Annotated in this window: 22 protein-coding genes; 7 read left to right on the top strand and 15 right to left on the bottom strand. The window is 71.8% G+C overall.

Translation table 11 applies throughout. The annotated features are described in order from the left end of the window. The first annotated feature begins 128 nt into the window (after window positions 1-128). The gene (locus tag ACIQOU_RS20330; protein ID WP_401538158.1) at window positions 129-485 is read left to right on the top strand and encodes an ATP-binding protein; all 357 of its coding nucleotides are present in this window, start codon (window positions 129-131) and stop codon (window positions 483-485) included. A 114-nt stretch (window positions 486-599) separates the two neighbouring features. Here the strand turns inward: ACIQOU_RS20330 and ACIQOU_RS20325 are convergent, their stop codons facing one another. From ACIQOU_RS20325 to afsQ1, 5 genes are all read right to left on the bottom strand, one after another. Further along, window positions 600-800, bottom strand: coding sequence for a PspC domain-containing protein (locus ACIQOU_RS20325; RefSeq protein WP_401538157.1), 201 nt, complete (start codon window positions 798-800; stop codon window positions 600-602). A gap of 97 nt (window positions 801-897) precedes the next feature. Further along, window positions 898-1,449, bottom strand: a complete 552-nt coding sequence (locus ACIQOU_RS20320; protein ID WP_401538156.1) for a VanZ family protein — start codon at window positions 1,447-1,449, stop codon at window positions 898-900. 79 nt (window positions 1,450-1,528) lie between these two features. Beyond that, window positions 1,529-2,131, bottom strand: a complete 603-nt coding sequence (locus tag ACIQOU_RS20315; RefSeq protein WP_401538154.1) for a hypothetical protein — start codon at window positions 2,129-2,131, stop codon at window positions 1,529-1,531. Next, a complete protein-coding gene (locus tag ACIQOU_RS20310; protein ID WP_401538153.1) occupies window positions 2,128-3,702 on the bottom strand; it encodes an ATP-binding protein in 1,575 nt (524 codons plus the stop codon). The genes ACIQOU_RS20315 and ACIQOU_RS20310 overlap by 4 nt, the downstream gene beginning before the upstream one ends. Next, on the bottom strand, window positions 3,699-4,376 hold the full coding sequence (afsQ1, locus tag ACIQOU_RS20305; RefSeq protein WP_401538152.1) for a two-component system response regulator AfsQ1: 678 nt from the start codon (window positions 4,374-4,376) through the stop codon (window positions 3,699-3,701). The genes ACIQOU_RS20310 and afsQ1 overlap by 4 nt, the downstream gene beginning before the upstream one ends. Before the next feature lie 231 nt (window positions 4,377-4,607). On the opposite strand from afsQ1, the gene ACIQOU_RS20300 reads away from it, so the two are divergent. Next, complete coding sequence (locus tag ACIQOU_RS20300) at window positions 4,608-5,348, top strand: SigE family RNA polymerase sigma factor (protein WP_401538151.1); 741 nt, start codon at window positions 4,608-4,610, stop codon at window positions 5,346-5,348. A gap of 262 nt (window positions 5,349-5,610) precedes the next feature. Here ACIQOU_RS20300 and ACIQOU_RS20295 read toward each other — a convergent pair whose 3' ends face one another. Together ACIQOU_RS20295 and ACIQOU_RS20290 are read right to left on the bottom strand one after the other, a co-directional pair. Continuing rightward, complete coding sequence (locus ACIQOU_RS20295) at window positions 5,611-5,928, bottom strand: DUF6281 family protein (protein WP_401538150.1); 318 nt, start codon at window positions 5,926-5,928, stop codon at window positions 5,611-5,613. A gap of 62 nt (window positions 5,929-5,990) precedes the next feature. Further along, window positions 5,991-6,644, bottom strand: a complete 654-nt coding sequence (locus ACIQOU_RS20290; RefSeq protein WP_401538148.1) for a uridine kinase — start codon at window positions 6,642-6,644, stop codon at window positions 5,991-5,993. A 129-nt stretch (window positions 6,645-6,773) separates the two neighbouring features. Here ACIQOU_RS20290 and ACIQOU_RS20285 point away from each other — a divergent pair, with 129 nt between their 5' ends. Next, window positions 6,774-7,187: a hypothetical protein gene (locus ACIQOU_RS20285; RefSeq protein WP_401538147.1), complete on the top strand. Its 414-nt coding sequence runs from the start codon at window positions 6,774-6,776 to the stop codon at window positions 7,185-7,187. A 104-nt stretch (window positions 7,188-7,291) separates the two neighbouring features. Here the strand turns inward: ACIQOU_RS20285 and ACIQOU_RS20280 are convergent, their stop codons facing one another. The 3 genes from ACIQOU_RS20280 to deoC are packed head-to-tail and all read right to left on the bottom strand — an operon-like array spanning window position 7,292 to window position 10,564. Continuing rightward, complete coding sequence (locus tag ACIQOU_RS20280; protein ID WP_401538146.1) at window positions 7,292-8,185, bottom strand: aldehyde dehydrogenase family protein; 894 nt, start codon at window positions 8,183-8,185, stop codon at window positions 7,292-7,294. Beyond that, entirely contained in the window at window positions 8,178-9,614 is a 1,437-nt protein-coding gene (locus ACIQOU_RS20275) for an aldehyde dehydrogenase family protein (protein WP_401538144.1), read from the bottom strand. The genes ACIQOU_RS20280 and ACIQOU_RS20275 overlap by 8 nt, the downstream gene beginning before the upstream one ends. A 5-nt stretch (window positions 9,615-9,619) precedes the next feature. Continuing rightward, window positions 9,620-10,564 (bottom strand): deoxyribose-phosphate aldolase, encoded by a 945-nt coding sequence (deoC, locus tag ACIQOU_RS20270; protein ID WP_401538222.1) that lies wholly within the window; start codon window positions 10,562-10,564, stop codon window positions 9,620-9,622. Between the two features lie 389 nt (window positions 10,565-10,953). Here deoC and ACIQOU_RS20265 point away from each other — a divergent pair, with 389 nt between their 5' ends. Next, window positions 10,954-11,646, top strand: a complete 693-nt coding sequence (locus ACIQOU_RS20265) for a PH domain-containing protein (RefSeq protein ID WP_401538143.1) — start codon at window positions 10,954-10,956, stop codon at window positions 11,644-11,646. Between the two features lie 138 nt (window positions 11,647-11,784). Here ACIQOU_RS20265 and helR read toward each other — a convergent pair whose 3' ends face one another. From helR to ACIQOU_RS20240, 5 genes are all read right to left on the bottom strand, one after another. After that, complete coding sequence (gene helR / locus ACIQOU_RS20260) at window positions 11,785-13,929, bottom strand: RNA polymerase recycling motor ATPase HelR (protein ID WP_401538142.1); 2,145 nt, start codon at window positions 13,927-13,929, stop codon at window positions 11,785-11,787. Window positions 13,930-14,212: 283 nt separating this feature from the next. After that, window positions 14,213-15,370: a hypothetical protein gene (locus ACIQOU_RS20255; RefSeq protein ID WP_401538141.1), complete on the bottom strand. Its 1,158-nt coding sequence runs from the start codon at window positions 15,368-15,370 to the stop codon at window positions 14,213-14,215. Window positions 15,371-15,524: 154 nt separating this feature from the next. Further along, window positions 15,525-17,156, bottom strand: a complete 1,632-nt coding sequence (locus tag ACIQOU_RS20250) for a phospho-sugar mutase (RefSeq protein WP_401538140.1) — start codon at window positions 17,154-17,156, stop codon at window positions 15,525-15,527. A 128-nt stretch (window positions 17,157-17,284) separates the two neighbouring features. Beyond that, complete coding sequence (locus ACIQOU_RS20245) at window positions 17,285-18,109, bottom strand: purine-nucleoside phosphorylase (protein ID WP_401538139.1); 825 nt, start codon at window positions 18,107-18,109, stop codon at window positions 17,285-17,287. Between the two features lie 173 nt (window positions 18,110-18,282). Further along, window positions 18,283-18,720 carry a gamma-glutamylcyclotransferase gene (locus ACIQOU_RS20240; protein WP_401538138.1) on the bottom strand — a complete coding sequence of 146 codons (438 nt, stop codon included), beginning with the start codon at window positions 18,718-18,720 and terminating at the stop codon, window positions 18,283-18,285. Window positions 18,721-18,817: 97 nt separating this feature from the next. Between ACIQOU_RS20240 and ACIQOU_RS20235 the strand changes: the two genes are divergently transcribed. The 3 genes from ACIQOU_RS20235 (at window position 18,818) to ACIQOU_RS20225 (ending at window position 22,347) form a co-directional block, all read left to right on the top strand. Beyond that, window positions 18,818-20,290, top strand: a complete 1,473-nt coding sequence (locus tag ACIQOU_RS20235) for an NAD(P)H-quinone dehydrogenase (RefSeq protein WP_401538137.1) — start codon at window positions 18,818-18,820, stop codon at window positions 20,288-20,290. A gap of 179 nt (window positions 20,291-20,469) precedes the next feature. Next, a complete protein-coding gene (locus ACIQOU_RS20230) occupies window positions 20,470-21,417 on the top strand; it encodes a DeoR/GlpR family DNA-binding transcription regulator (protein ID WP_401538136.1) in 948 nt (315 codons plus the stop codon). A 354-nt stretch (window positions 21,418-21,771) separates the two neighbouring features. Next, entirely contained in the window at window positions 21,772-22,347 is a 576-nt protein-coding gene (locus ACIQOU_RS20225; protein WP_401538135.1) for a TetR/AcrR family transcriptional regulator, read from the top strand. Window positions 22,348-22,523: the final 176 nt, after the last annotated feature.

Genomic DNA, 22,523 nt, shown 5'->3' with positions numbered 1-22,523 from the left:
GTTCGGGGCGCGTAAATGCGGCCGGTATTCACAACCCGTCCGCATTTCGATGTTTGCGGCGGGTGCCTTCGCGTGTTTACGTTCGGGGACCGCTCGTACCCTGTAACCCCATTTCGAGGACGCATTTCATGAAGCAGTCTGCTGCCAAGACCCTCGGTGTCGCCGCCCTCGGTGCCGCCTTCGCCGCCGCCGGTGCGGGCGCCGCCAGCGCGGCCCCGGCGCTCCCGGACACGACCCAGGCGCTGGGCACCGTCACCTCGGCGCTGCCCGCCGCGGGCCTCGCCAACGCGCTGCCGGGTGCCGGTCAGGCGCTGACCCACGGCACGGCCGCCGTCCAGGCCGGTGTCGCCGCCGCGCAGCCGGCCGCCGCGAACGTGCTGGCCGACGGCCCCACCGCCCCGGTCAAGGGTCTCCTCGGCGGCCTGCCCCTGCTGAGCGGCCTGCCCACCAAGGGTCTGCCGATCAACGGCATTCCGCTCGGCTGAGCCTCCTCGACGCGCCGACGGGGCGCACCCCTTGGACACGGGGGTGCGCCCCGTCGCCGTTCCCCGTGGCCGTTTCCCGGTGGCCGTTTCCCCGTGGCCAAGGGGGGCGCGCCGCTACCAGGCGGTGCGGGACTTGTTCTCGGCGGGGAGCAGTATCCACAGGGCGATGTAGAGCAGGAACTGCGGGCCCGGCAGCAGGCAGGACAGCAGGAAGATCACCCGCATCGTCGTCGCGGAGGTGCCGAAGCGCCGGGCGAGCGCGGCACAGACTCCGCCGATCACGCGGCCGTTGGTGGGGCGGACAAGGGCGGACATGTGCTGCTCCTTCGTGAGCGTCATCTGACCGGGGCGCCGGTGCGGCTGCCCCGTCCGAACTCCACGCTACGCCCGCCCCCCAAGACAAACCGTCCGTCTACGGGACGATCCCGACCCTGGGAATCGTCGGGGTCCGACCCTGAGACGCTCCCTCCTTCGGGGCGTCGCTGCGCCGTTCGCGCGCACCCCGGCGACGGGCCCTGGCCCGCCCGCCCGGCACCACCACGGCGTGCGCGAGGGCCACCCCTACGGTGTTCAGGAGCACCGCGTCGATGTCCGGGACCCGCCCCGGCACCCCCGTCTGCAACAGGGCGATCGCCAGCGACACGAGGAAGCCCGCCGCCACCGTCCGCACGAAGGAACCCAGCGGCGGCGCCTGGAGCCTGCCGTGCGCCAGCGGGATCAGTACCCCCAGCGGGGCGAGCAGCGCGAGGCCCTCGGCGATCCGGCGGGCCGCCGTCGGGCCGCCCAGCGCGAGGTCGGCGCGGATACCGGCGAACGGATGCAGATTGGCCGGCGCCACCCAGGGCACGTCCAGCGGTCTCAGGGTCAGCCAGGCGACGAGCACCAGGTGTGCGACGAGGAGGACACCTCCCGTCACCCGGAGTCGGATCGCGGGGCTTTCGCCGTTTGAGCCTTCACGCTGCACGCCACCCAAGACGCCACGCCCGGCGGGAACGGTTCCGGTGCGCACCGCCCGCCCCATGAGGCGTCCGCCACACCCGGCCTCAGCCCTTGCCGACCTCGGACGACGGCGGGGTCAGGGTGCCGGGGCGGGAGCGGACGTCGTCGGTGCACTCGTAACGGCGCAGCACGTCCGTGCCCGGGCCGCCCAGGATCACCGAACCGTCGCCCTCGGCCGCCGCCGAGTCCGAGAACGTACACACGATCTGCGCGAGCGCGTACGACGTGAGGTCGGCAGGCGGACTGCTCAGCCGCAACGTGTCCTCCGGATCGCCGTGCCGGGGCCCGTCCACCGTCATCCCGCCGCGCACGTCCGTCGTGTACCCGGCCTCCTGCTCCGACGACGACGGCGTCGCCGCCAGTTCGTCCAGCAGACCCTGCGCCACCAGGACGCGCCGCGCGGAATCCGCCGTTCCGTCCGGGACCCGCACCGTGCGGTCCACCGCGACCAGGGACTCCCCGCACAGCAGGAACACCTGCACCGGCAGCCCCCGCGCGGCCTCCGTGGAGACGTTCGGGTCGGCCGGCGAGCACTGCACCCGCGAGGGCGCCGCCCCGAAGTCCGTCGGCACCTGCGTCGAACGGATGCCGCACCCGGCCAGCAGACCGGCCAGCAACGGCACCGCGAGCAGCGCGCGCGCCCTCATCGGACCTCCCCCTCCGGCGCGTCGCCGTCGTCCGGCTCGGCCGTCAGCTCCGACACGTCCCTCGGCAGCCGGAACGTGAACACCGCACCGCCTTCAGGGGAGTTGGCGGCGGTCAGCTCACCGCCGTGGAAGTGGGCGTTCTCCTGGGCGATGGCCAGGCCGAGGCCGCTGCCGTCGGAGCGCGGCCGGGAGGCGCTCGCCTTGTAGAACCGGTCGAAGACGTGCGGCAGGACGTCCTTGGGGATGCCGGGACCGTGGTCGCGCACCGCGATGACGATCTCGTCGCGCCGCTCCCCGGCCGTCCGCACCGACACCCGCACCGGGGAACCGCCGTGCTTGAGGGCGTTGCCGATCAGGTTGGCGAGGATGACGTCGAGGCGGCGCGGGTCGAGGCGGGCGTGGATGCCGCGCTCGGCATCCAGCTCCACCGCGTCCAGCCAGGCGCGGGCGTCGATGCAGGCGGTGATCTGGTCGGCGACGTCGACGTCGTCCAGGACCAGGCGGGCGGTGCCCGCGTCGAAGCGGGTGACCTCCATCAGGTTCTCCACCAGGTTGTTCAGCCGCCGGGTCTCGCTGACGACGAGGCGCACGGCGGGCTCGATCATCGGGTCGATGCTCCCCGACTCCGCCTCCAGCTCCTCCTCCAGCACCTCGGTGACGGCGGTGATGGCGGTGAGCGGCGTGCGCAGCTCATGGCTCATGTCCGCGACGAACCTGCGGGACGCCTCGTCCCGGCCCGCCATGTCGGCGACACGTTTCTCCAGCGCCTCCGCCGCGAGGTTGAACGTCCGTGACAGATCGGCGAGTTCATCGGTGCCGGAGACCCGCAGGCGGGTGTCGAGCTTGCCCTCGCCGAGGCTGCGGGCGGCCACCCCGAGCCGGTGCACCGGCTTCAGCACCGTCGTCGCGGCGGCCTGCGCGAGCAGCGCCGAGCCGACCAGGGCCAGCGCGGTGGCGATCCCGAGGGACCAGGCGAGGGAGTTGAGGTCCTTGGCCTCCGGCTCAAGGGACTTGAGCATGTAACCGGTCGCGCCGCCGTTGATCACCTGCGTGCCGGCCGCCAGATACGGGGTGCCGTGCTCGACCACCCGCTGCCAGTACAGGTGATACGGGTACTTGTTGGCGGAGTCGACCTTCTGCTTCCTGTTCACCGCCTTCTGGAGTGAACTCGGCACGTCCTGGAGGGAGAAGCCGTCCAGCGCGCCCGAAGTCCCGTACACGGCCTTGCCGCCCGCCGACTCGGCGACCAGCAGCACGCTGAAGCGCTGGCTGCTGTCGGCCATCTGCCCCGCCGTGCGCTGGAGTTCGTCCTGCGAGGGGTTCTCGGGCAGGGCGCCCGCGCGGTTCTGCATCTCCTGCTGGAAGTCGCGCAGCACCGCGTCCTGGGTGCGGGTGAGCACCGCCTCGCGGTTGAGCCAGTAGGCGATGCCCGACGCGGACACCGCCGCGGTGAGCGCCACCAGGCCGAACACCAGCGCAAGCCGCAGCCGCAGGCTCGTGAAGCGCAGCCGCGACCAGATCCCCTTACGGGCCGCGGCCCAGCCGCGCCCCGCCCCGTCCGCGTCGGTCACTGAGGAACGTCCAGGCGGTAACCGACCCCGCGCACCGTGCGGATGAGCGTCGGCGACGACGGGATGTCCTCGACCTTGGCGCGCAGCCGCTGCACACAGGCGTCCACCAGCCGGGAGTCGCCCAGGTAGTCGTGCTCCCACACCAGCCGCAGCAACTGCTGCCGGGACAGCGCCTGTCCGGGCCGCCGGCTCAGTTCGAGCAGCAACCGCAGCTCGGTCGGGGTGAGTTGGAGATCCTCGCCGTTCTTCGTGACGGTCATCGCGGCGCGGTCGATGACGAGGCTGCCGAAGGTCGCCGCGTCGTTCGCCTCGCGCTCACCGCGCCGCAGCACGGCCCGGATACGGGCGTCCAGGACCCGGCCCTGCACGGGCTTGACGACATAGTCGTCGGCACCCGACTCCAGGCCGACGACGACGTCGATGTCGTCGTTGCGCGCGGTCAGCAGGATGATCGGCAGCTGGTCGGTGCGCCGGATGCGGCGGCACACCTCGAAACCGTCGATGCCGGGCAGCATCACGTCCAGCACGATCAGGTCAGGGCGCTGCTCACGCAGCAGTTTCAGGCCATCCTCTCCCGTGGCAGCGGTGGCCACGCGGTGTCCCTGGCGCGTCAGTGAGAGCTCCAGGGCCGTGCGGATGGCGTCGTCGTCCTCGATCAGCAACAGGGAAGGCACGGGGCTCATTCTGGCCCATGCGGGGGCGGGGTTTCGACTCCTGTACAGGTACGTACCCGTAGCGGCTGATTATGTGATCGTCCTGTGCGTGCCGCGTGGTGGGCCCCTGTGACAGCTCTGTGACAGTCGGCGGACAAGGCGATGAAGTGGCCCCGGCACAGTTTTCGACATCGGCGGGGCTCAAGCGCCGGAGCGAACGGAACACCGGAAGTCCACGACGGGGGGCGCGAGATGAACACCCTGCACAGCACCAGCAACTGCGCGGTGGTCACGCGACTGCACGACGTGACACGGGGTTCGGAGAAGTCCGGTGCCGTCATGACCGGGCGGGGGTGCGGTCGCGGCACCGGGCGTCAGCACACCGCCTACATGACGGTGGTGGACGCCGGTACGGGGGAGACGTACGGGGGAAGCGAGTACAGGGAGGGCACGGGGGAACGTCGTTCGCTGACGGAGGCGGAGTTCACCGCCTACGTCCAGGAGCGCCGCGCCTCCCTGTACGCCACCGCCTACCACCTCACCGGCGACCGCTTCGAGGCCGAGGACCTGCTCCAGAGCGCGCTGTTCTCGACGTACCGGGCGTGGGAGCGGATCACCGACAAGGCCGCCGTCGGCGGATATCTGCGCCGGACCATGACCAACCTGCACATCAGCGCGTGGCGCCGCCGCAAGCTGAACGAGTACCCGACCGAGGAGCTGCCGGAGACGCCCGGCGACACGGACGCCATGCGCGGCACCGAACTGCGCGCCGTCCTGTGGCAGGCGCTGGCCCGGCTGCCCGAACTCCAGCGCACGATGCTGGTCCTGCGGTACTACGAGGGCCGCACCGACCCGGAGATCGCGGAGCTTCTCGACATCAGTGTCGGCACGGTGAAGTCGAGCATCTGGCGCTCCCTGCGCCGGATGCGCGAGGACGAGGTCCTCACCTTCGGCCGTGACGAGCAGGACGCCTTCGGGGAGCTTGTCGCCTGAAGGTTCGAGGGGGGAGACGGCGGGCAGCGCTCGGGGGAGCGCCGCCGGTCGTCACCGCGGGGGATCACGGGGGATCGCTCGGGGGAACGGGGGGAGAACGGGACTGGAGGGCCGGGGGGTCCATCCAGTCCCGTTCTCATGTCCGCCCCTTCGCGAACGGGATACGGCTTCACTTCCGTGAGACCCTCTAGCGCCCGGGGTGGCGTTCACTTTCGTGAGACCCTCTAACATCCGGGTTGGGGTTCACTTCCGTGAGACCCTCTCACTGTTGCGACAGGGTCTCCACGTACGTCAGGTCGTCCGGTTCGTGGCCGACGGCGAGGGCGATGGACGGGTCCGTTCCCTCGACCGCGTACGCCGCGAGCCGCTGGCCGGAGTCGCCGCCTTCGGGGTCGCAGGGCGGCAGGACGGCGGTGCCCACTCTCTCGCCGGCCGTGAAGTCGACGTTCGACACATCGCCGTAGCTGCGACCCTCGTACGTCACGCGGTACGCGCAGGAGGACACGCCCTCCACGCGGGTGCAGGCGGCGACGGAGGTCAGCAGGGCGGCCGTCAGGAGCAGGCGGCGGACAACGGGCATCGGTGGGTTCCTTCTGCGTCGGGGCTCTGTTCTGGGACGCGGAAGTGGCCCGATTCGTTCCGTCAGTTGGTCGGGGCCGGGGCCGGGGCCGGGGTCGGGGCTGGTTGGCGGCCCACCGCCGCTGCCGCGAGGCGGGTGAGGGCCTCGTCCTTGTCGCAGGGGTGGGCGCCCAGGGCGGTCTGGCGGACGACGATCGTGCGTTCCTGGCGCATCAGGCGCCAGCCTCGGCGCAGCAGGAACGGCACCGACTTGCGCCCCTCCTTCAGGTCCCGCAGGAAACGGCGGCGGAACGTGGTCAGCGGGCCCCGGCTCAGGCACAGCGCGTCGGCCAGCAGGCCCAGTTCCCGGCAGCGGGCGACGATCTCGGCCGCGAAGATGCCCTCCGCCACGAAGAGCGGGGTGCGGGCGATGTCGACACCCTCGGTGCCGGTGCGGGCGCTGAGCGAGATGTCGTAGACCGGCACCTCGGTGCGGCCGGTGCGGCACAGCTCGGCGATCGCGGCGACGGCCGCCTCGGTGTCCCAGGACCCCGGGTGGTCCCAGTCGATGTCCGAACTCCCCACCACCAGCGGCAACGTGGGATCGTCGCCCTCCTTGTAGAAGTCGTCGAGCCGCAGCACGGGCAGGCCGCAGCGGGCGGCGACGAGGGACTTGCCCGAGCCCGAGGGGCCGCAGAGCAGCACGACGCGGGCGGAGGAGGGGAGATGGATGCTCACGGGACACCAGTTTGACGTATTCCGTACGCCCTGCCGACCCCGCGGGTCGTCTTTGGAGTGCGCATCACACCTCAACTACCCTTCGTGTCGACCTGATTACCCTGCGCCCCACAGAAGGTGGCATCAGCGATGGCACGACAAGCGCCCTCCCCGCACCCGACCGCCCAGCGCGCCCTGATCGCCCTCGCCACCGCGGGAGTGGCCCTGGGCGCGGGCGCCGCGACGGCCGCGGCCGACACCGCACCCGTGGTGGACGTCATGCGGACCCGGCCCACGACCCTCGGCAAGATCGACCCGCAGGCCGGTCTCCAGGCGGTGACCGGCTCCGTCGGCTACGTCACCGGACCGCTCTCGGCCCTCAAGCCCAACCCGCTGGCCGGCACCGGCGTCGACCCGCTGGACAACGGCGTCGGCACCCAGCTCGCCGACTTCAAGGCCGTCAACACCCAGATGCTGACCGCCCCGATCGCCCAGGCCTCGTCGATCGGGAACATCCCGGTACTGGGGCAGGTGACCGGACTGCTCGGCGGCGTGGGCGGCTGACGCCCACCGCCCAGAAGGGAGCCGCGCCCACCCCGGACGGGGGACGGCCGCGGCTCCCGGTCTGTGGTGGCCCGGTCGACGGCCACCCGGCGGTGCGGTGTGGGTCAGTAGGCGGAGCCTGTGGCGCCCAGGGCGCCGGTGGGGTGCCAGACCGTTTTTGTCTCCAGGAAGGCCGTCAGGCGGTCGGTGCCCGGTGTTGCCGTCCAGTCGGTGCCCGGGTGGGGGCGCAGGACGCGCTTGAGGTTGTCGGCCGCCGCGATCTCCAGCTCCTTCGCCAACTCTTCGCCGGCGCCCGCGAGGTCGATCGCGTTGACGTCCTGGTGGGCCGCGAGAGGCGCCGCGATCTCCGCCGTTGTGCCGGACAGGACGTTGACGACGCCGCCGGGGACGTCGGAGGTGGCGAGGACCTCGCCGAGGGAGAGGGCCGGGAGGGGGGACTTCTCGGAGGCGATCACGACAGCCGTGTTGCCGGTCGCGATCACCGGGGCCAGCACCGAGACCAGGCCGAGGAACGACGACCGTTGCGGGGCCAGGACGGCTACCACGCCGGTCGGTTCGGGGGAGGAGAGGTTGAAGTACGGGCCCGCTACCGGGTTTCCGCCACCGACCACCTGGGCGATCTTGTCGGTCCAGCCCGCGTACCAGACCCAGCGGTCGATCGTCGCGTCCACCACCGCGGCCGCCTTGGACCTCGACAGGCCCTCCGCGTCCGCCACTTCACGGCCGAACTGCTCCTTGCGGCCCTCCAGCATCTCCGCGACGCGGTAGAGGATCTGGCCCCGGTTGTAGGCCGTCGCGCCCGCCCAGCCGCCGAACGCCTTGCGGGCCGCGACGACGGCGTCCCGGGCGTCCTTGCGGGACGAAAGGGGCGCGTTGGCAAGCCAGTTGCCGCCCTTGGAGTCGGTCACCTCATACACCCGGCCGCTCTCGCTGCGGGGGAACCTGCCCCCGACGTACAGCTTGTAGGTCTTGAACACCGACAGTCGCGCGTCAGACATCGAGGTACGCCTCCAGGCCGTGCCGGCCGCCCTCGCGGCCGAAGCCCGACTCCTTGTACCCGCCGAACGGCGAGGTCGGGTCGAACTTGTTGAACGTGTTGGACCAGACGACACCCGCCCGGAGCTTGTTCGCGACCGCGAGGATGCGCGAACCCTTCTCCGTCCAGATGCCCGCCGACAGGCCGTACGGCGTGTTGTTGGCCTTCGCCACCGCCTCGTCGGGGGTGCGGAAGGTCAGCACCGACAGCACCGGGCCGAAGATCTCGTCGCGGGCCACGGTGTGCGCCTGGGCGACGTTCGTGAAGAGCGTCGGCGCGAACCAGTAACCGGCGGAGGGGAGTTCACACGCCGGGGACCAGCGCTCGGCGCCCTCGGCCTCGCCCTGGTCGACCAGCGCGGTGATCCGGGCCAGCTGCTCGGCGGAGTTGATCGCGCCGATGTCGGTGTTCTTGTCCAGCGGGTCACCGAGCCGCAGCGTGGCGAGCCTGCGCTTCAGCGAATCCAGCAACTCTTCCTGGATCGACTCCTGGACCAGCAGCCGCGAGCCCGCGCAGCAGACCTGGCCCTGGTTGAAGAAGATGCCGGTGACGATCCCCTCCACCGCCTGGTCGATCGGGGCGTCGTCGAAGACGATGTTGGCGCCCTTGCCGCCCAGTTCGAGCGTGAGCTTCTTGCGGGTGCCCGCGACCGTCCGCGCGATCTCCTTGCCGACGGCCGTCGAACCGGTGAAGGCGACCTTGTCCACGTCCGGGTGCGCGACCAGCGCGGCGCCCGAATCGCCGTACCCCGCAAGGATGTTGACGACGCCCTTGGGCAGGCCCGCCTGGCGGCAGATGTCCGCGAAGAACAGCGCGGACAACGGCGTCGTCTCGGCCGGCTTCAGCACCACCGTGTTGCCGGTGGCCAGCGCCGGGGCGATCTTCCACGCCAGCATCAGCAGCGGGAAGTTCCACGGGATGACCTGGGCGGCGACGCCCAGCGGCCGGGGGCTCGCGCCGAACCCGGCATGGTCCAACTTGTCGGCCCAGCCGGCGTAGTAGAAGAAATGCGCGGCGACGAGGGGCAGGTCGGAGTCCCTCGTCTCCCTGATCGGCTTGCCGTTGTCCAGCGTCTCCAGAACGGCGAGTTCGCGGCTGCGTTCCTGGATGATCCGGGCGATGCGGAACAGGTACTTGGCGCGTTCGGCGCCGGGCAGCGCCGACCACTTCTCGAACGCCTTGCGGGCGGCCCGGACCGCGCGGTCGACGTCCGCGGACCCGGCCCGGGCGACCTCGGAGAGGACTTCCTCCGTGCTGGGGCTGACGGTCTTGAAGACCTTGCCGTCGGCCGCGTCGGTGAACTCGCCGTCGATGAACAGGCCGTAGGAGGGCGCGATGTCGACGACGGCGCGGGACTCGGGCGCCGGTGCGTACTCGAATGCGGATGCCATGGGGATCAGTCCACCGTCACGTAGTCGGGGCCGGAGTAGCGGCCGGTGGCCAGCTTCTGACGCTGCATCAGCAGGTCGTTCAGGAGCGAGGAGGCGCCGAAGCGGAACCAGTGGTTGTCCAGCCAGTCGGCGCCCGCGGTCTCGTTGACCAGCACCAGGAACTTGATCGCGTCCTTGGTGGTGCGGATGCCGCCGGCCGGTTTCACGCCGACCTGGACGCCGGTCTGGGCGCGGAAGTCGCGGACCGCCTCCAGCATGAGGAGGGTGTTGGCGGGCGTGGCGTTGACGGCGACCTTGCCTGTCGACGTCTTGATGAAGTCGGCGCCCGCCAGCATGCCGAGCCAGCTGGCCCGGCGGATGTTGTCGTACGTCGACAGCTCGCCGGTCTCGAAGATGACCTTCAGGCGGGCCGGTCCGGAGGCCTCCTTCACGGCGACGATCTCCTCGTACACCTTCAGGTACTTGCCCGCGAGGAACGCGCCGCGGTCGATGACCATGTCGATCTCGTCGGCGCCCGCGGCGACCGCGTCCCGGACGTCGGCCAGTTTCACGTCGAGGGCGGCGCGGCCGGCCGGGAAGGCGGTGGCGACCGAGGCGACCTTCACCGTGGAGCCGGCCACGGCCTCCTTCGCGAACGGCACCATGTCGGGGTAGACGCAGACGGCCGCGGTCGCGGGGGTGGCGCGGTCGGTGGGGTCCGGGTGGACGGCCTTGGCGCCGAGCGCGCGGACCTTGCCGGGGGTGTCCGCGCCCTCCAGGGTCGTCAGGTCGACCATCGAGATGGCCAGGTCGATGGCGTACGCCTTCGAGGCCGCCTTGACGGAACGGGTTCCGAGGGAGGCGGCGCGGGCCTCCAGGCCGACGGGGTCGACGCCGGGGAGGCCGTGGAGGTAGCGGCGTAGGGAGCTGTCGGACGCGGTGAGGTCCCTTGGGGCGGGTGCGGTGGGCATGGTCACCAGCCGAGCATATCTACGCGCGTAGCGGCAGGACAACCCCCTGCGGGGCGCTGGGCGCTTGGCTTGGGCGGTGTTCTTGGTGCGGGTGCGTGGTGGTGTTTGCGCAGTTCCCCGCGCCCCTGGGGGGTGGGGGGTGTGGGGAGTGGGTGGGTGCGGGTTCGTTGTGGCTGGTCGCGCCCGCGCGGCGGAGTCGCAGATTGGCACAGCCCCGCGCCCCTTGGGTGGGTGAGTGCGGGTCCGTCGTGGCTGGTCGCGCAGTTCCCCGCGCCCCTTAAAGGCAGGGGGTTGCTCTGGCGTTGGTTGTGTTGCTTGGCTCGGCTGGTTGTGGTTGTGGCCCTTGGGGGTGGGGGTGCGGGTTGTGGGGGGTCGGGCAGAATCGGGGTATGACGTCTCCGGAATCGCAGTCTTCCGCGCCGCAGCCCTCGGTGCCCGAACCCGAGACCCGGGATCGGGTCTATCGGTCGTCCGGTGCGATCGCCGGTGGTGTCCTGATGCTCGCGATCGTCGGCTGGCTCGGCATCGACGCGGTGGTGCGGGGGCAGGGCCGTACGCCCTGGGTGGCGCTGGCCGTGTTGATCCTGGCGGTTCCGTTGATCGTCGCGTTCACGTTCCGGCCCGCGGTGTACGCCAACGATGAGCGGGTGCGGGTCCGGAACCCGTTCCGGGTGATCGTCGTGCCGTGGGGGCGAGTTGCCGTGCTGCGGTCCAGCCTCTCCAACGAGGTGATCACCGAGGGCGGGGCCAAGTACCAGCTCTGGGCGTTGCCGGTGTCGTTGCGGGGGCGTAAGCGTGCCGGCCGACGGGAAGCTCGGGCGACGGCGGCCGGTGAGGCGGGGGCGGGCGGCGGGCGTGTCCTTGGCGGGCTTCGGGGGCCTGCTGGAGCCGGGGGGAGTGAGCCCGTGCGGGCCGAGGGGGACCGGGCGATGGACGACTTGCGGGCGTTGCTCGCGGCTGACGAGGAGCAGCGGGGGACCCGGCGTGAGGTGGGCGACGTGAGCGTGCGGTGGGCGTACGAGGTTGTCGCGCCTGCGGTTGCGGGGGCGATCTTGCTGACGGTCCTGCTCGTCGTGGGGTAGTGAGCGGGGGCGCGCGCACAGCTGCGCAGACCTTCGCGAGCCTGCCAACGCGGGCCGGGGCCAACCCCCTAGGGGCGCGGGGAACTGCGCGATCAGCCACAGCGGCCCCGCAGTCATCCACTCACCGCACCCCCCCAACTACCCCTCCAGTACCGTGAGTTGTTGGGTTGCTCGGGTCATGGATACGTAGCGGTCTACCGCGCCCTCGATGCCTGGGCCGAAGGATGTCGGGTTGACCAGGATGACCAGGTCGAATTCGAGGCCCTTGGACAGTTCGGGGGTGAGGGAGCGGACCCTCGGGGTCGGACGGAACGTCGGGTCGCCGATGACGCAGGCGATGCCCTCCGGGTGGGCCGTCAGCCAGGTGGTCAGGATCTGGTCCCGGTCCCCCGGGGCGCCGTACGTGACCGGGATACCGCTGGCGCGGATCGAGGTCGGGACGTTGGCGTCCGGGATCGCCGCGCGGATCACCGGCTCCGCCTCCGCCATCACCTCTTCCGGCGTACGGTAGTTGACGCTCAGGGAGGCCACGTCGATGCGGTCGAAGCCGACCCGCTCCAGCCGTTCCCGCCAGGACTCCGTGAACCCGTGCCGGGCCTGCGCGCGGTCACCGACGACGGTGAAGCTGCGGGACGGACAGCGCAGCAGCAGCATCTGCCACTCGGCGTCGGTCAGTTCCTGCGCCTCGTCCACGACGACATGCGCGAACGGCCCGACGAACGGCTCCGGGTCCCCCGTCGGCAACCCGCTCTCGTCGATCAGGGAGTCGCGCAGGTCCTGCCCGTGCAGCATGGTCACCGCGCCCTCGCCGTCCGGGTCGGCGGCGAGGATGTTGTCGATGACGCCGGACATCCGCTCACGCTCGGCGGCGACGGCGACGTTGTGCCGGTGCTGGCGGCGGGCGGTGTCCGGGTCGCCGAGCCGTTGCCGGGCCGCGTCCAGAAACGGCAGGTCGGACACGGTCCAGGCCTGCGGTTCGGGGCGCTGGAGGGCGCTCACCTCGGCGGGGGTGAGCCAGGGCGCGCACCGGCGCAGATACGCGGGCACGGTCCACAGGTCGCCGACCAGGTCCGCCGCCTCCAGCAACGGCCACGCCCGCCCGAACGCCGTGCGCAACTCCCGGTTGCGGACCAGGGACTTGCGCAGCAGATGGTCCGGGGCGTCACCGTCGTGCTTCTCGATCAGGATCGTGAGCAGCTCCTCCCAGACCTGCTCGCGGGCCTCGTTGTGGGCGGTGCCCGGTTCCGCCGCCTCGAACGCGGTGGCCCAGTCCTCGGGGCTCAGCCAGATGTCGTTCCAGTGGGTCGTGACGTTCATGCCCTTCGCGGGCGGTTCCTCGTAGAAGCGGACGGCCGGTTCGACGGCCCCGACCAGGCGCGCGGACGACTTGAGGCGGGCCACCTCCGGGTCGGGCTCGGGTCCTGCGGTCGCGCCCTCGGCGACCAGGTCCCGCACGGTGCAGGTCCGTACGCCCTCCTCACCGAGGCTCGGCAGCACATCGGCGACGTACGCCAGGTAGGGCTGGTGCGGGCCGACGAACAGCACCCCGCCCCGCCGGTGTCCCAGCCGCGGGTCGGAGTAGAGCAGGTGGGCCGAACGGTGCAGGGCGACGACGGTCTTGCCGGTGCCGGGCCCGCCGTCGACGACGAGGGCGCCGCGCGAACCCGCCCGGATGACGGCGTCCTGGTCGGCCTGGATGGTGGCGAGCACGTCCCGCATCCGCGCCGAACGGTTACCGCCGAGGCTCGCGATGAACGCGGACTGGTCGTCGAGGGCCGCGTGCCCTTCGAGGCCGTCGGCGGTGAAGACCTCGTCCCAGTAGTCGCTGATCCGGCCGCGTGTCCAGCGGTAGCGGCGGCGGCTGGTCAGGCCCATCGGGCGGGCGTGGGTGGCCGCGAAGAAGGGCTCGGCGGCCGGGGAACGCCAGTCCAGCAGCAGCCGTCGGCCCGTGCTGTCGGTGAGGCCGAGGCGGCCGATGTAGACGGGCTCGGGGTCGTCGGCGTGCACGATGTGCCCGAGGCACAGGTCGAGACCGAACCGGCGCAGGGCCCGCAGGCGCCCGGTGAGCCGGTGGACCTCCAGGTCCCGTTCCATCGCGGCCCGGCCGAGCCCGCCGGGGGAGCGGCGTTCGGCGTCGAGACGCGCGGTCAGTTCGGCGATGGTCGCCTGGAGGCTCTCGGCGATGGCCAGGAAGTGCCGCTCGTCACCGGCGATCAGCGCCGGGTCGTCCTTGGCCGCGAGCCGCTCGGGCAGCTCGAACGCGCTGCTGGTCAGGGGTTTCATCCCGTCGGCTCCGATCCGGTCCCGCGAACGGGGCGGGCATTCGCACCCCGCGCCCCATGAACCGACAACTGCACACCCACGTCGCGAACCGTCCCTGCTGTGATGAACCGGATGTCCGGGCTGTGATGAACCGGATGTCCGGCTTGGAGCAGCGATTCTCCGCCACGACGGGGGCCTTGCCGCAAGCCCCCCGGTGCGCTATAGCTTGAAAGTGCCGGGACAGCCGGAAAGTGGCGGGACGGGATTCATGGTCCGGCCCTTTTTTCTGCCCTCCTCACCTCCCTCACATCGGCTTGGCCCATACCAGGGACATGTAGGCGCTGAGGTAGGTCCCGCCGAGCACGGCCGTCGTCAGGGCCAGGGCGCGGTGGCGGAGAGAGGCGCGGGCCAGGTGCAGGGCGAGGGGGAGCAGCAGCGGGAACGCCGGGAGCAGGAAGCGGGCGCGCGAGAAGTAGACGCCCCCGCTGCCCAGGACGATGACCAGCAGCACGCCGGAGAACACCAGCAACGGCAGCGGCTGCCGGTCCGCCACCGCCACCCCGAACAGCACCACCGCCCCGATCAACGTGCCCGTCACCACCAGCAGGAACAACGGCGGTGACGCGTCCTGCGCCAGCAACTGCCGGACCCGGCGCAGGGTCTCGGCGCCGCCGTCCCACTCGTTGTGCCAGAGCCGTTGGACGGCGAGATAGCCGTCCCAGCGGCCCAGCCGCAGCCCCACCCAGCCCACGTACCCGCCCCAGCCGAGCGGCGCGAGCAGGGCGGCGCCGAGGAACCGCAGGTCACGGGGGCGTCGGCGGAGCCGGTACAGCGCCCAGCCGACGACGGCCACCACCACCGCGAGCCCCGTGGGCCGCGTCAGACCGGCCAGCACGGCCAGGCTCGCGGCCCGCAGCGGACGGTCGGTGAGGACGGCGTACAGGGCCCACGCGGCGCACGCCGTGAAGAGGGACTCCGTGTACCCCATCCACTGCACCGAACCGACCGGCAGCGCCGCCCACAACACGGTGAGCAGCACCCCGGCCCGCTGCCCGTACAGCCGGTCCCCGACGGCGAAGACGCCCCACGCGGCGACGACGGAGGCGACCACGGCGATGGCCAGGCCGACCGAGGCGCGAGAGCCGGGGGTGACGGCGGCGAGCGCCTTCGTCAGGTACGGGTAGAGCGGGAAGAACGCCAGGTTGTTGGCGTCGTAGGCGGTGCCGAGGGTGTGCGCGTAGCCGTGGTCGGCGATGCCGAGGTACCAGTTGGCGTCCCACTGGGTGGCGAGGACATGCCGGACGCCGGTGTGCCGCCGGTGCGCCCACAGGGTGAGCACCAGCAGCCCGAGGCCGCGCACCCCGAGGTAGGCGAGCAGCGCCGGGACGGGGGAACCGCGGGGCGTCGGTGGCGGGGGCAGGGCCCTCGTCAGGAGGGGCGGCCGGAAGGCGGTCGTGGACACGGCGGCGGCTCCAGGGCGGACGCGGCGGATACGGTTCCGCTCCACCGTTGCCCGGCGGCCGGGGGAGGACGGGGACCCCGGTCAAGTTCCCGCCTCACATCACCCGATAGGGCGACGAAGAGGCCCGTGACTGACCCCTCCGCCGCCCTCCCGGTCAGATACCGGCGGCCGTGGCCAGATCCCGCTTGAGGGCGTCGAGCAGTGCGGCGGCGGTCCCCCGAGCCTCGGGAAGCTCACCGGAGCCGCTGACCGGAACAACGACCTCCAGATAGCACTTGAGCTTCGGCTCGGTGCCGCTCGGGCGGACGATGACCCGGGCGCCGTCGAGCGTGTAGCGCAGCCCGTCGGTGGGCGGCAACGCGTCGGTGCCCCGGGTGAGGTCCTCGGCCCGGGTGACGGCGAGCCCGGCCAGCGAGGTCGGCGGCTGTTCCCGCAGCCGTCGCATGGCGTCGGAGATCAACGACAGATCGGCCACCCGCACCGACAACTGGTCCGTGGCGTGCAGCCCGTGGGCGACGGCGAGGTCGTCGAGGACGTCGAGGAGGGTACGGCCGGTCTCCTTCAACTCCGAGGCCAGCTCGGTGAGGAGCAGCGCGGCGGTGATGCCGTCCTTGTCACGGACGCCCTCCGGGTCGACGCAGTACCCGAGCGCCTCCTCGTACCCGTACCGCAGCCCCTCGACGCGGGCGATCCACTTGAACCCGGTGAGGGTCTCCTCGTACGGCAGCCCGGCCCGCTCGGCGATCCGGCCCAGCAGCGAGGAGGACACGATCGACTCGGCGAACGTCCCCGAGGCGCCGCGCCGCACCAGGTGCGCGGCGAGCAGGGCGCCCACCTCGTCGCCCCGCAGCATCCGCCAGGCGTCCCCGTCCTTGACGGCGGCGGCGAGCCGGTCGGCGTCGGGGTCGTTGGCGATGACGAGGTCGGGTTCGGTGGCCCGGGCGCGCGCGAAGGCCAGGTCCATGGCCCCCGGCTCCTCCGGGTTGGGGAAGGCGACGGTGGGGAAGTCCGGGTCGGGCTCGGCCTGTTCGGCCACCAGCACCGGAGCCGGGAACCCGGCCCGCGCGAACGCCGCGAGGAGCGTGTCCTTGCCGACCCCGTGCAGGGCGGTGTAGACGGTCCGAGCGGTACGGGGAGACCCGGGAGCCAACACGGCATCGGTACGAGCGAGATAAGCGTCAAGGACCGAGTCCCCGAGGATCTCCCACCCGTCCTCGGCACGGGGAACGTCGTGCAGCGAGACGATGGCGTCGATCTCGGCGGCGATCTCCGCGTCGGCGGGCGGCACGATCTGGGAACCGTCGCCGAGGTACACCTTGTAGCCGTTGTCGCGGGGCGGGTTGTGACTGGCGGTGACCTCCACACCGGCGACGGCGCCGAGATGCCGTATCGCGAACGCCAGCACCGGCGTCGGCAACGGCCGGGGCAGCACGGCGGCACGGAGACCGGCGCCGGTCATCACGGCGGCGGTGTCGCGGGCGAAGTCGGCGGACTTGTGCCGGGCGTCGTACCCGATCACGACCAGCCCGTCGCCCTGCCCCCGCGCCCGCAGATACGCGGCGAGCCCGGCGGCGGCCCGGATGACGACGGCACGGTTCATCCGCATCGGCCCGGCCCCCAACTCCCCCCGCAGCCCCGCGGTACCGAACCGCAAGGTCCCCGAGAACCGCTCGGCCAACTCCACCCCGTCCCGAGCCTCAAGGAGCTTCCCCAACTCCTCCCGAGTCTCCGGATCAGGGTCCTCCCCCAACCACACGGCAGCTCGCGAGAACACTTCGTCGTACACCTGGGATTACCTCTCGTGAGCTTTCAACGCGGGTTCACTGATCCCATTTCAGCCCGTCCGGCGTTTGAGGACGAGGCCGTTCAGGCCGAAGCGGGGGTCTGGGGGCGGCAGCCCCCAGGGGGGCGGGACTACAGCCGGCCGAGGACCTGGGCCAACAGCGAGCCCATCCGCGTCGCGGAATCCCGCCCGGCCTGCAAGACCTCCTCGTGGTTGAGCGGCGCACCGGTCATCCCCGCGGCAAGGTTCGTGACGAGGGAGAGCCCCAACACCTCGGCCCCCGCCTCGCGCGCAGCGATCGCTTCGAGAACCGTGGACATGCCCACAAGATCCGCCCCGATCACCCGAGCCATCCGAATCTCCGCCGGAGTCTCATAGTGCGGCCCGGGGAACTGGGCGTACACGCCTTCCTCCAGACTCGGGTCGACCTCCTTGCACAGCGCCCGCAGCCGAGGCGAGTAGAGGTCGGTCAGATCGACGAAGTTCGCGCCGACGATCGGCGAGGCCGCCGTCAGGTTGATGTGGTCGCTGATCAGCACCGGCTGCCCGGGCCGCATGCCCGCGCGGAGCCCCCCGCAGCCGTTGGTCAGCACGATCGTCTTGCACCCGGCGGCGACGGCGGTCCGCACGCCGTGCGAGACGGCGGCCACCCCACGGCCCTCGTAGTAGTGGGTGCGGCCGAGGAAGACCAGCGCGCGCTTCTCGCCGGTGCGGTACGAACGGATGCGCCCGCCGTGTCCTTCCACGGCCGGGGGCGGGAAACCGGGCAGCTCGGTGACCGCGAAGTCGGCCTCGGGCGTGCCGAGGCCGTCCACGGCGGGCGCCCAGCCGGAGCCCATCACGAGGGCGACGTCGTGGGTCTCGGCGCCGGTCAGTTCGCGCAGTCGGGCGGCGGCGGCGTCGGCGGCACCGTAGGGGTCGCCCTGGATGTCGTCCGGAAGAAGAGATGCGTTCACGGCGTCGAGCGTAGCCGCTTTCCGCCTACGCGCGTAGATGACAGAGGCCACGGGATGGCGATCGTTGTCTTGTCGTTTCCGACCACCACCACCGACCGCCCCGGGCCGCACTCGGCGAAGAGGGGAGGAGGGACAGTGCGGCCGAGGCGAGGGCGTCGCCCGCGTCCAGATGGTCAGCAGGGCCGCTTGCGCAGTTCCATCACGTAGTCGTGGGGTGCCCCGGCCGACTCCGCCGCGTCGGCGATCTCGCCGAGGTGGCGGGCCGAGGGCAGGCCGCCCTCATAGCCGTTGAGGACGTAGACCCAGGCGGGTTCCTCGCCGTCCAGGGTGTGGACGCGGACCCGCATGCGGCGGTACATGCCGAGGCCGACGCCCTCCCAGCGGTCGAGGGACTCCTCGTCCGGCGGGGCGATGTCGTACAGGGCGACGAAGACCTGCGAGAGGGGGTCCTCGACGAGGGTCGGCAGGGCGCCGTCCCAGCCCATGTGCTCGCCCCCGAAGGTGAGCCGCCACTCGTTCAGCCAGCCGGTGGCGCGCATCGGCGAATGCGGGGCGCGGCGGGTCATCAGCCGCGCGTCGAGGTTGCCGGCGTACCCGGCGTAGAGCGACATGGGTCCGAGGGTACGGCAGCCGGACCACCTGCCCCTCCGGTGTCATGGGCACCACCGTCGGCCCCCCGCGCGGTGCCGCCTTGAAGGGTGCGGGACAATGGGGCATGTGACTCGGATCGTGATCATCGGTGGCGGACCCGGCGGCTATGAAGCGGCGCTGGTGGCCGCGCAGCTCGGCGCGGAGGTGACCGTCGTCGACTGCGACGGTCTGGGCGGGGCGTCGGTGCTGACCGACTGTGTCCCGTCGAAGACCCTGATCGCGACGGCGGAGGTGATGACCACCTTCGACTCCTCCTACGAGGAACTCGGCATCATCGTCGCCGACACGCCGCCCAACAGCGGCTCCGCCGCGGGGCCCCCCGACAAGCAGGCGGCGAGGGTCGTCGGTGTGGACCTCGGCAAGGTCAACCGGCGTGTGAAGCGGCTCGCGCTCGCCCAGTCGCACGACATCACCGCCTCCGTCACCCGGGCCGGCGCCCGCGTGATGCGCGGCCGGGGCCGGCTGGAGGGCATGCAGGGGCTCGACGGCTCCCGCAAGGTCGTCGTGAGCGCCGCCGACGGCTCCGAGGAGACGTTGACCGCCGACGCCGTGCTCCTCGCCACCGGCGCCCACCCGCGCGAGGTGCCGGACGCGCTGCCCGACGGCGAGCGCATCCTCAACTGGACGCAGGTCTACGACCTCACCGAGCTGCCGGACGAACTGATCGTCGTCGGTTCCGGTGTCACCGGCGCCGAGTTCGCGGGCGCGTACCAGGCCCTCGGCTCCAAGGTCACCCTCGTGTCGTCCCGTGACCGGGTGCTGCCCGGCGAGGACCCGGACGCCGCCGCCGTTCTGGAGGACGTGTTCCGGCGCCGTGGCATGAACGTCATGGCCCGCTCCCGCGCCGCCGCCGCCAAACGGGTCGGCGACCGGGTCGAGGTCACCCTCGCCGACGGGCGGGTCATCACCGGCTCGCACTGTCTGATGGCCGTCGGCGCCATCCCCAACAGCGAGGGGCTCGGTCTGGAGGAGGCCGGCGTCAAGGTCCGCGACTCCGGGCACATCTGGACCGACCGGGTCTCCCGCACCACCGCGCCGGGCGTGTACGCCGCCGGTGACGTCACCGGCGTCTTCGCGCTGGCGTCCGTCGCCGCGATGCAGGGACGTATCGCCATGTACCACTTCCTGGGCGACGCGGTGGCCCCGCTCAACCTCAAGACCGTCTCCTCGAACGTCTTCACCGACCCGGAGATCGCCACCGTCGGCATCACCCAGTCCGACATGGACGCCGGGAAGATCGACGCCCTCGGCGTCAAGCTGCCGCTGCTGCGCAACCCGCGCGCCAAGATGCAGGGCATCCGCGACGGCTTCGTCAAGCTGTTCTGCCGGCCCGGCACCGGCATCGTCGTCGGCGGGGTGGTCGTCGCGCCGCGCGCCTCGGAACTGATCCATCCGATCTCGATCGCGGTCGACAACAACCTGACCGTCGAACAGATCGCGAACGCGTTCACCGTGTACCCGTCTCTTTCGGGTTCGCTCGCGGAGGTGGCACGTCAGCTGCACAGCCGGAAGGCGGTCGGCGAGGGCTGAGCGGCCCGGGGCGACTCCCTGTCGGGTCCCCGCTGGTCACGGCGCGTTGCCCGGGCATGCGCTCGGCATAGTCGGGGCGGGTAGGCCTTATATCACTCCCCGACCTCCTGTACGAACAACTTCGGTTATCCGGCGCAAACTGCTGAAAGCAGACGGTCGTTGGGGTTACTGTCAGTTTCGTGTTCGCTGCAGAACGTCGCCAATTGATCCTCGAAATGGTGCGAGCGAACGGAGCCGTGTCGCTCCGTGAGCTCGCCCGCGTCGTCCAGACCTCAGAAGTGACCGTACGGCGGGACGTGCGCGCACTGGAGGCAGAAGGACTCCTCGACCGCCGGCATGGCGGTGCGGTACTGCCGGGCGGGTTCACGCGAGAGTCCGGCTTTCCGCAGAAGTCACATCTCGCGACCGCCGAGAAGACGGCCATCGCCGACCTCGCCGCCAACTTCGTGGAAGAAGGCGAGGCCATCGTGGTCGGGGCGGGAACCACCACCCAGGAGCTGGCCCGCCGGCTCGCCCGGGTGCCCGGTCTCACCGTCGTCACCAACTCCCTGCTCGTCGCCCAGGCGTTGGCCCATGCCAACCGGGTCGAGGTCGTCATGACCGGCGGGACCCTGCGCGGCTCCAACTACGCCCTCGTGGGCAGCGGGGCCGAGCAGTCCCTGCACGGGTTGCGGGTCTCCCGCGCGTTCATCTCCGGGAGCGGGCTCACCGCGGAACGTGGGCTGTCCACGTCCAACATGCTGTCCGCGTCCGTCGATCGTGCGCTGGTCGCTGCCGCGGCGGAGGTGGTGGTGCTCGCCGATCACACCAAGCTCGGGTCCGACACGATGTTCCAGACCGTGCCGACGGATCTGATCACTCGGTTGATCACCGATGAGCCGCCTGCGCATGATGATCGGGCGGGTGCGGAGTTGCAGGCGCTGGCCGATCAGGGGGTTCAGATCGCTGTCGCCGGGGGGGAGGCGGGGCCGGTGGCCTCGCGGCCGGGGCGGCGGGAGGTGCCGGTTCCTGGGCCCCGGCGGGGGGTTCCTGGGGCGGGGCCCGGGTTGCGGAGTGCGGCTGCTTCCGTGCTGGGGGAGGGTGGGGCGGCGGAACGGGCGCGAGTCGCCGATATGCGCCGACGCTAGGTCGGGGAGGTGGGCCCGCCCACTCGCCGTGGGGGGCGGTCGCGCGGGGCGCGGGTGCGGGTGCGCGCGGGGCGCGGGTGCGGGTGCGGGTGCGCGCGGGCTGAGGCCTTGTGCGCAGTTCCCCGCGCCCCTGGGGTGTGGGTGGTGCCCGCCGGTGCGTGTCTGCCGGTCCGTCGTGGCTTGTCGCGCCGTTCCCCGCGCCCCTTAACGGCGTTGGCCTGGCCGTATGTTGAAAGGCTCAGCGGCCCTGGTCGCGCCCACGCGGCGGAGCCGCATATCGACACAGCCCCGCGCCCCTTGGCGGCGTTGGGGCTTGCTCGGGGTGAGGGGGTGGGGCGATGGCATGCTGGGGGGATGGTGGATGGGGTGGGGCGCGTCATGCGGGCCGATGCTCGGCGGAATTATGAGCGGCTGGTCACCGAGGCTCGGGGGGTGTTCGCCGCGCACGGGGCGGACGCGTCGTTGGAGGACATCGCCCGTCGCGCCGGGCTCGGCATCGGCACCCTGTACCGGCACTTCCCCAACCGGCACGCCTTGCTCAGCGCCGTCTTCGAGGACGCGGTGGGCGACCTGCTGAGCCGTTCCCGCGAACTCCTGCACGCCCCGGAACCGTGCACGGCGTTGGTGACCTGGTTGCGGGAGATGGTCGCCCACGCGGGGGAGTACCGGGGTCTTTCGCGGGCCCTGATGACCGTGTCGACGGACACGACGTCGGCGTTGGCCGCCCGTTGCGGTGACCCCATCCGGGAGGCCGGCGGGGCGTTGCTGACCCGGGCCCAGCAGTCGGCCTCGGTCCGCCAGGACATCACCATCACCGACCTCCTCCAACTGACCCACGCCATAGCCCTGGCCGCCGAGGAATCCCCCACCGACCCAGCCCTCGCCGACCGCCTCCTCACACTCACCCTGCGAGGCCTGAAGGAAACCTGAGCCGCAACGCCGTTAAGGGGCGCGGGGCTGTGTCGATCTGCGGCTCCGCCGCGTGGGCGCGACCAGGGCCGCTGAGCCTTTCAACATACGGCCAGGCCAACGCCGCTCAGGGGCGCGGGGAACTGCGCGACCAGCCACGACGGACCGGCAGACACGCACCGGCGGGCACCACCCCC

Origin of the sequence: Streptomyces sp. NPDC091279 (assembly GCF_044757465.1) — a bacterium.
GTDB lineage: Bacteria > Actinomycetota > Actinomycetes > Streptomycetales > Streptomycetaceae > Streptomyces.
The sequence above is the reverse complement of the archived record's forward strand: the minus strand, read 5'-3'. Positions and strand labels throughout refer to the sequence as shown.

Coding starts and splice junctions, on each gene's coding strand:
- ACIQOU_RS20240 (WP_401538138.1), bottom strand. CDS start 18,720: ATGTCGCTCTACGCCGGGTACGCCGGCAACCTCGACGCGCGGCTGATG.
- ACIQOU_RS20325 (WP_401538157.1), bottom strand. CDS start 800: ATGTCCGCCCTTGTCCGCCCCACCAACGGCCGCGTGATCGGCGGAGTC.
- ACIQOU_RS20235 (WP_401538137.1), top strand. CDS start 18,818: ATGGGGCATGTGACTCGGATCGTGATCATCGGTGGCGGACCCGGCGGC.
- ACIQOU_RS20280 (WP_401538146.1), bottom strand. CDS start 8,185: ATGTCTGACGCGCGACTGTCGGTGTTCAAGACCTACAAGCTGTACGTC.
- ACIQOU_RS20300 (WP_401538151.1), top strand. CDS start 4,608: ATGAACACCCTGCACAGCACCAGCAACTGCGCGGTGGTCACGCGACTG.
- ACIQOU_RS20285 (WP_401538147.1), top strand. CDS start 6,774: ATGGCACGACAAGCGCCCTCCCCGCACCCGACCGCCCAGCGCGCCCTG.
- ACIQOU_RS20330 (WP_401538158.1), top strand. CDS start 129: ATGAAGCAGTCTGCTGCCAAGACCCTCGGTGTCGCCGCCCTCGGTGCC.
- deoC (WP_401538222.1), bottom strand. CDS start 10,564: ATGCCCACCGCACCCGCCCCAAGGGACCTCACCGCGTCCGACAGCTCC.
- ACIQOU_RS20265 (WP_401538143.1), top strand. CDS start 10,954: ATGACGTCTCCGGAATCGCAGTCTTCCGCGCCGCAGCCCTCGGTGCCC.
- ACIQOU_RS20315 (WP_401538154.1), bottom strand. CDS start 2,131: ATGAGGGCGCGCGCGCTGCTCGCGGTGCCGTTGCTGGCCGGTCTGCTG.
- helR (WP_401538142.1), bottom strand. CDS start 13,929: ATGAAACCCCTGACCAGCAGCGCGTTCGAGCTGCCCGAGCGGCTCGCG.
- ACIQOU_RS20295 (WP_401538150.1), bottom strand. CDS start 5,928: ATGCCCGTTGTCCGCCGCCTGCTCCTGACGGCCGCCCTGCTGACCTCC.
- ACIQOU_RS20225 (WP_401538135.1), top strand. CDS start 21,772: ATGGTGGATGGGGTGGGGCGCGTCATGCGGGCCGATGCTCGGCGGAAT.
- ACIQOU_RS20275 (WP_401538144.1), bottom strand. CDS start 9,614: ATGGCATCCGCATTCGAGTACGCACCGGCGCCCGAGTCCCGCGCCGTC.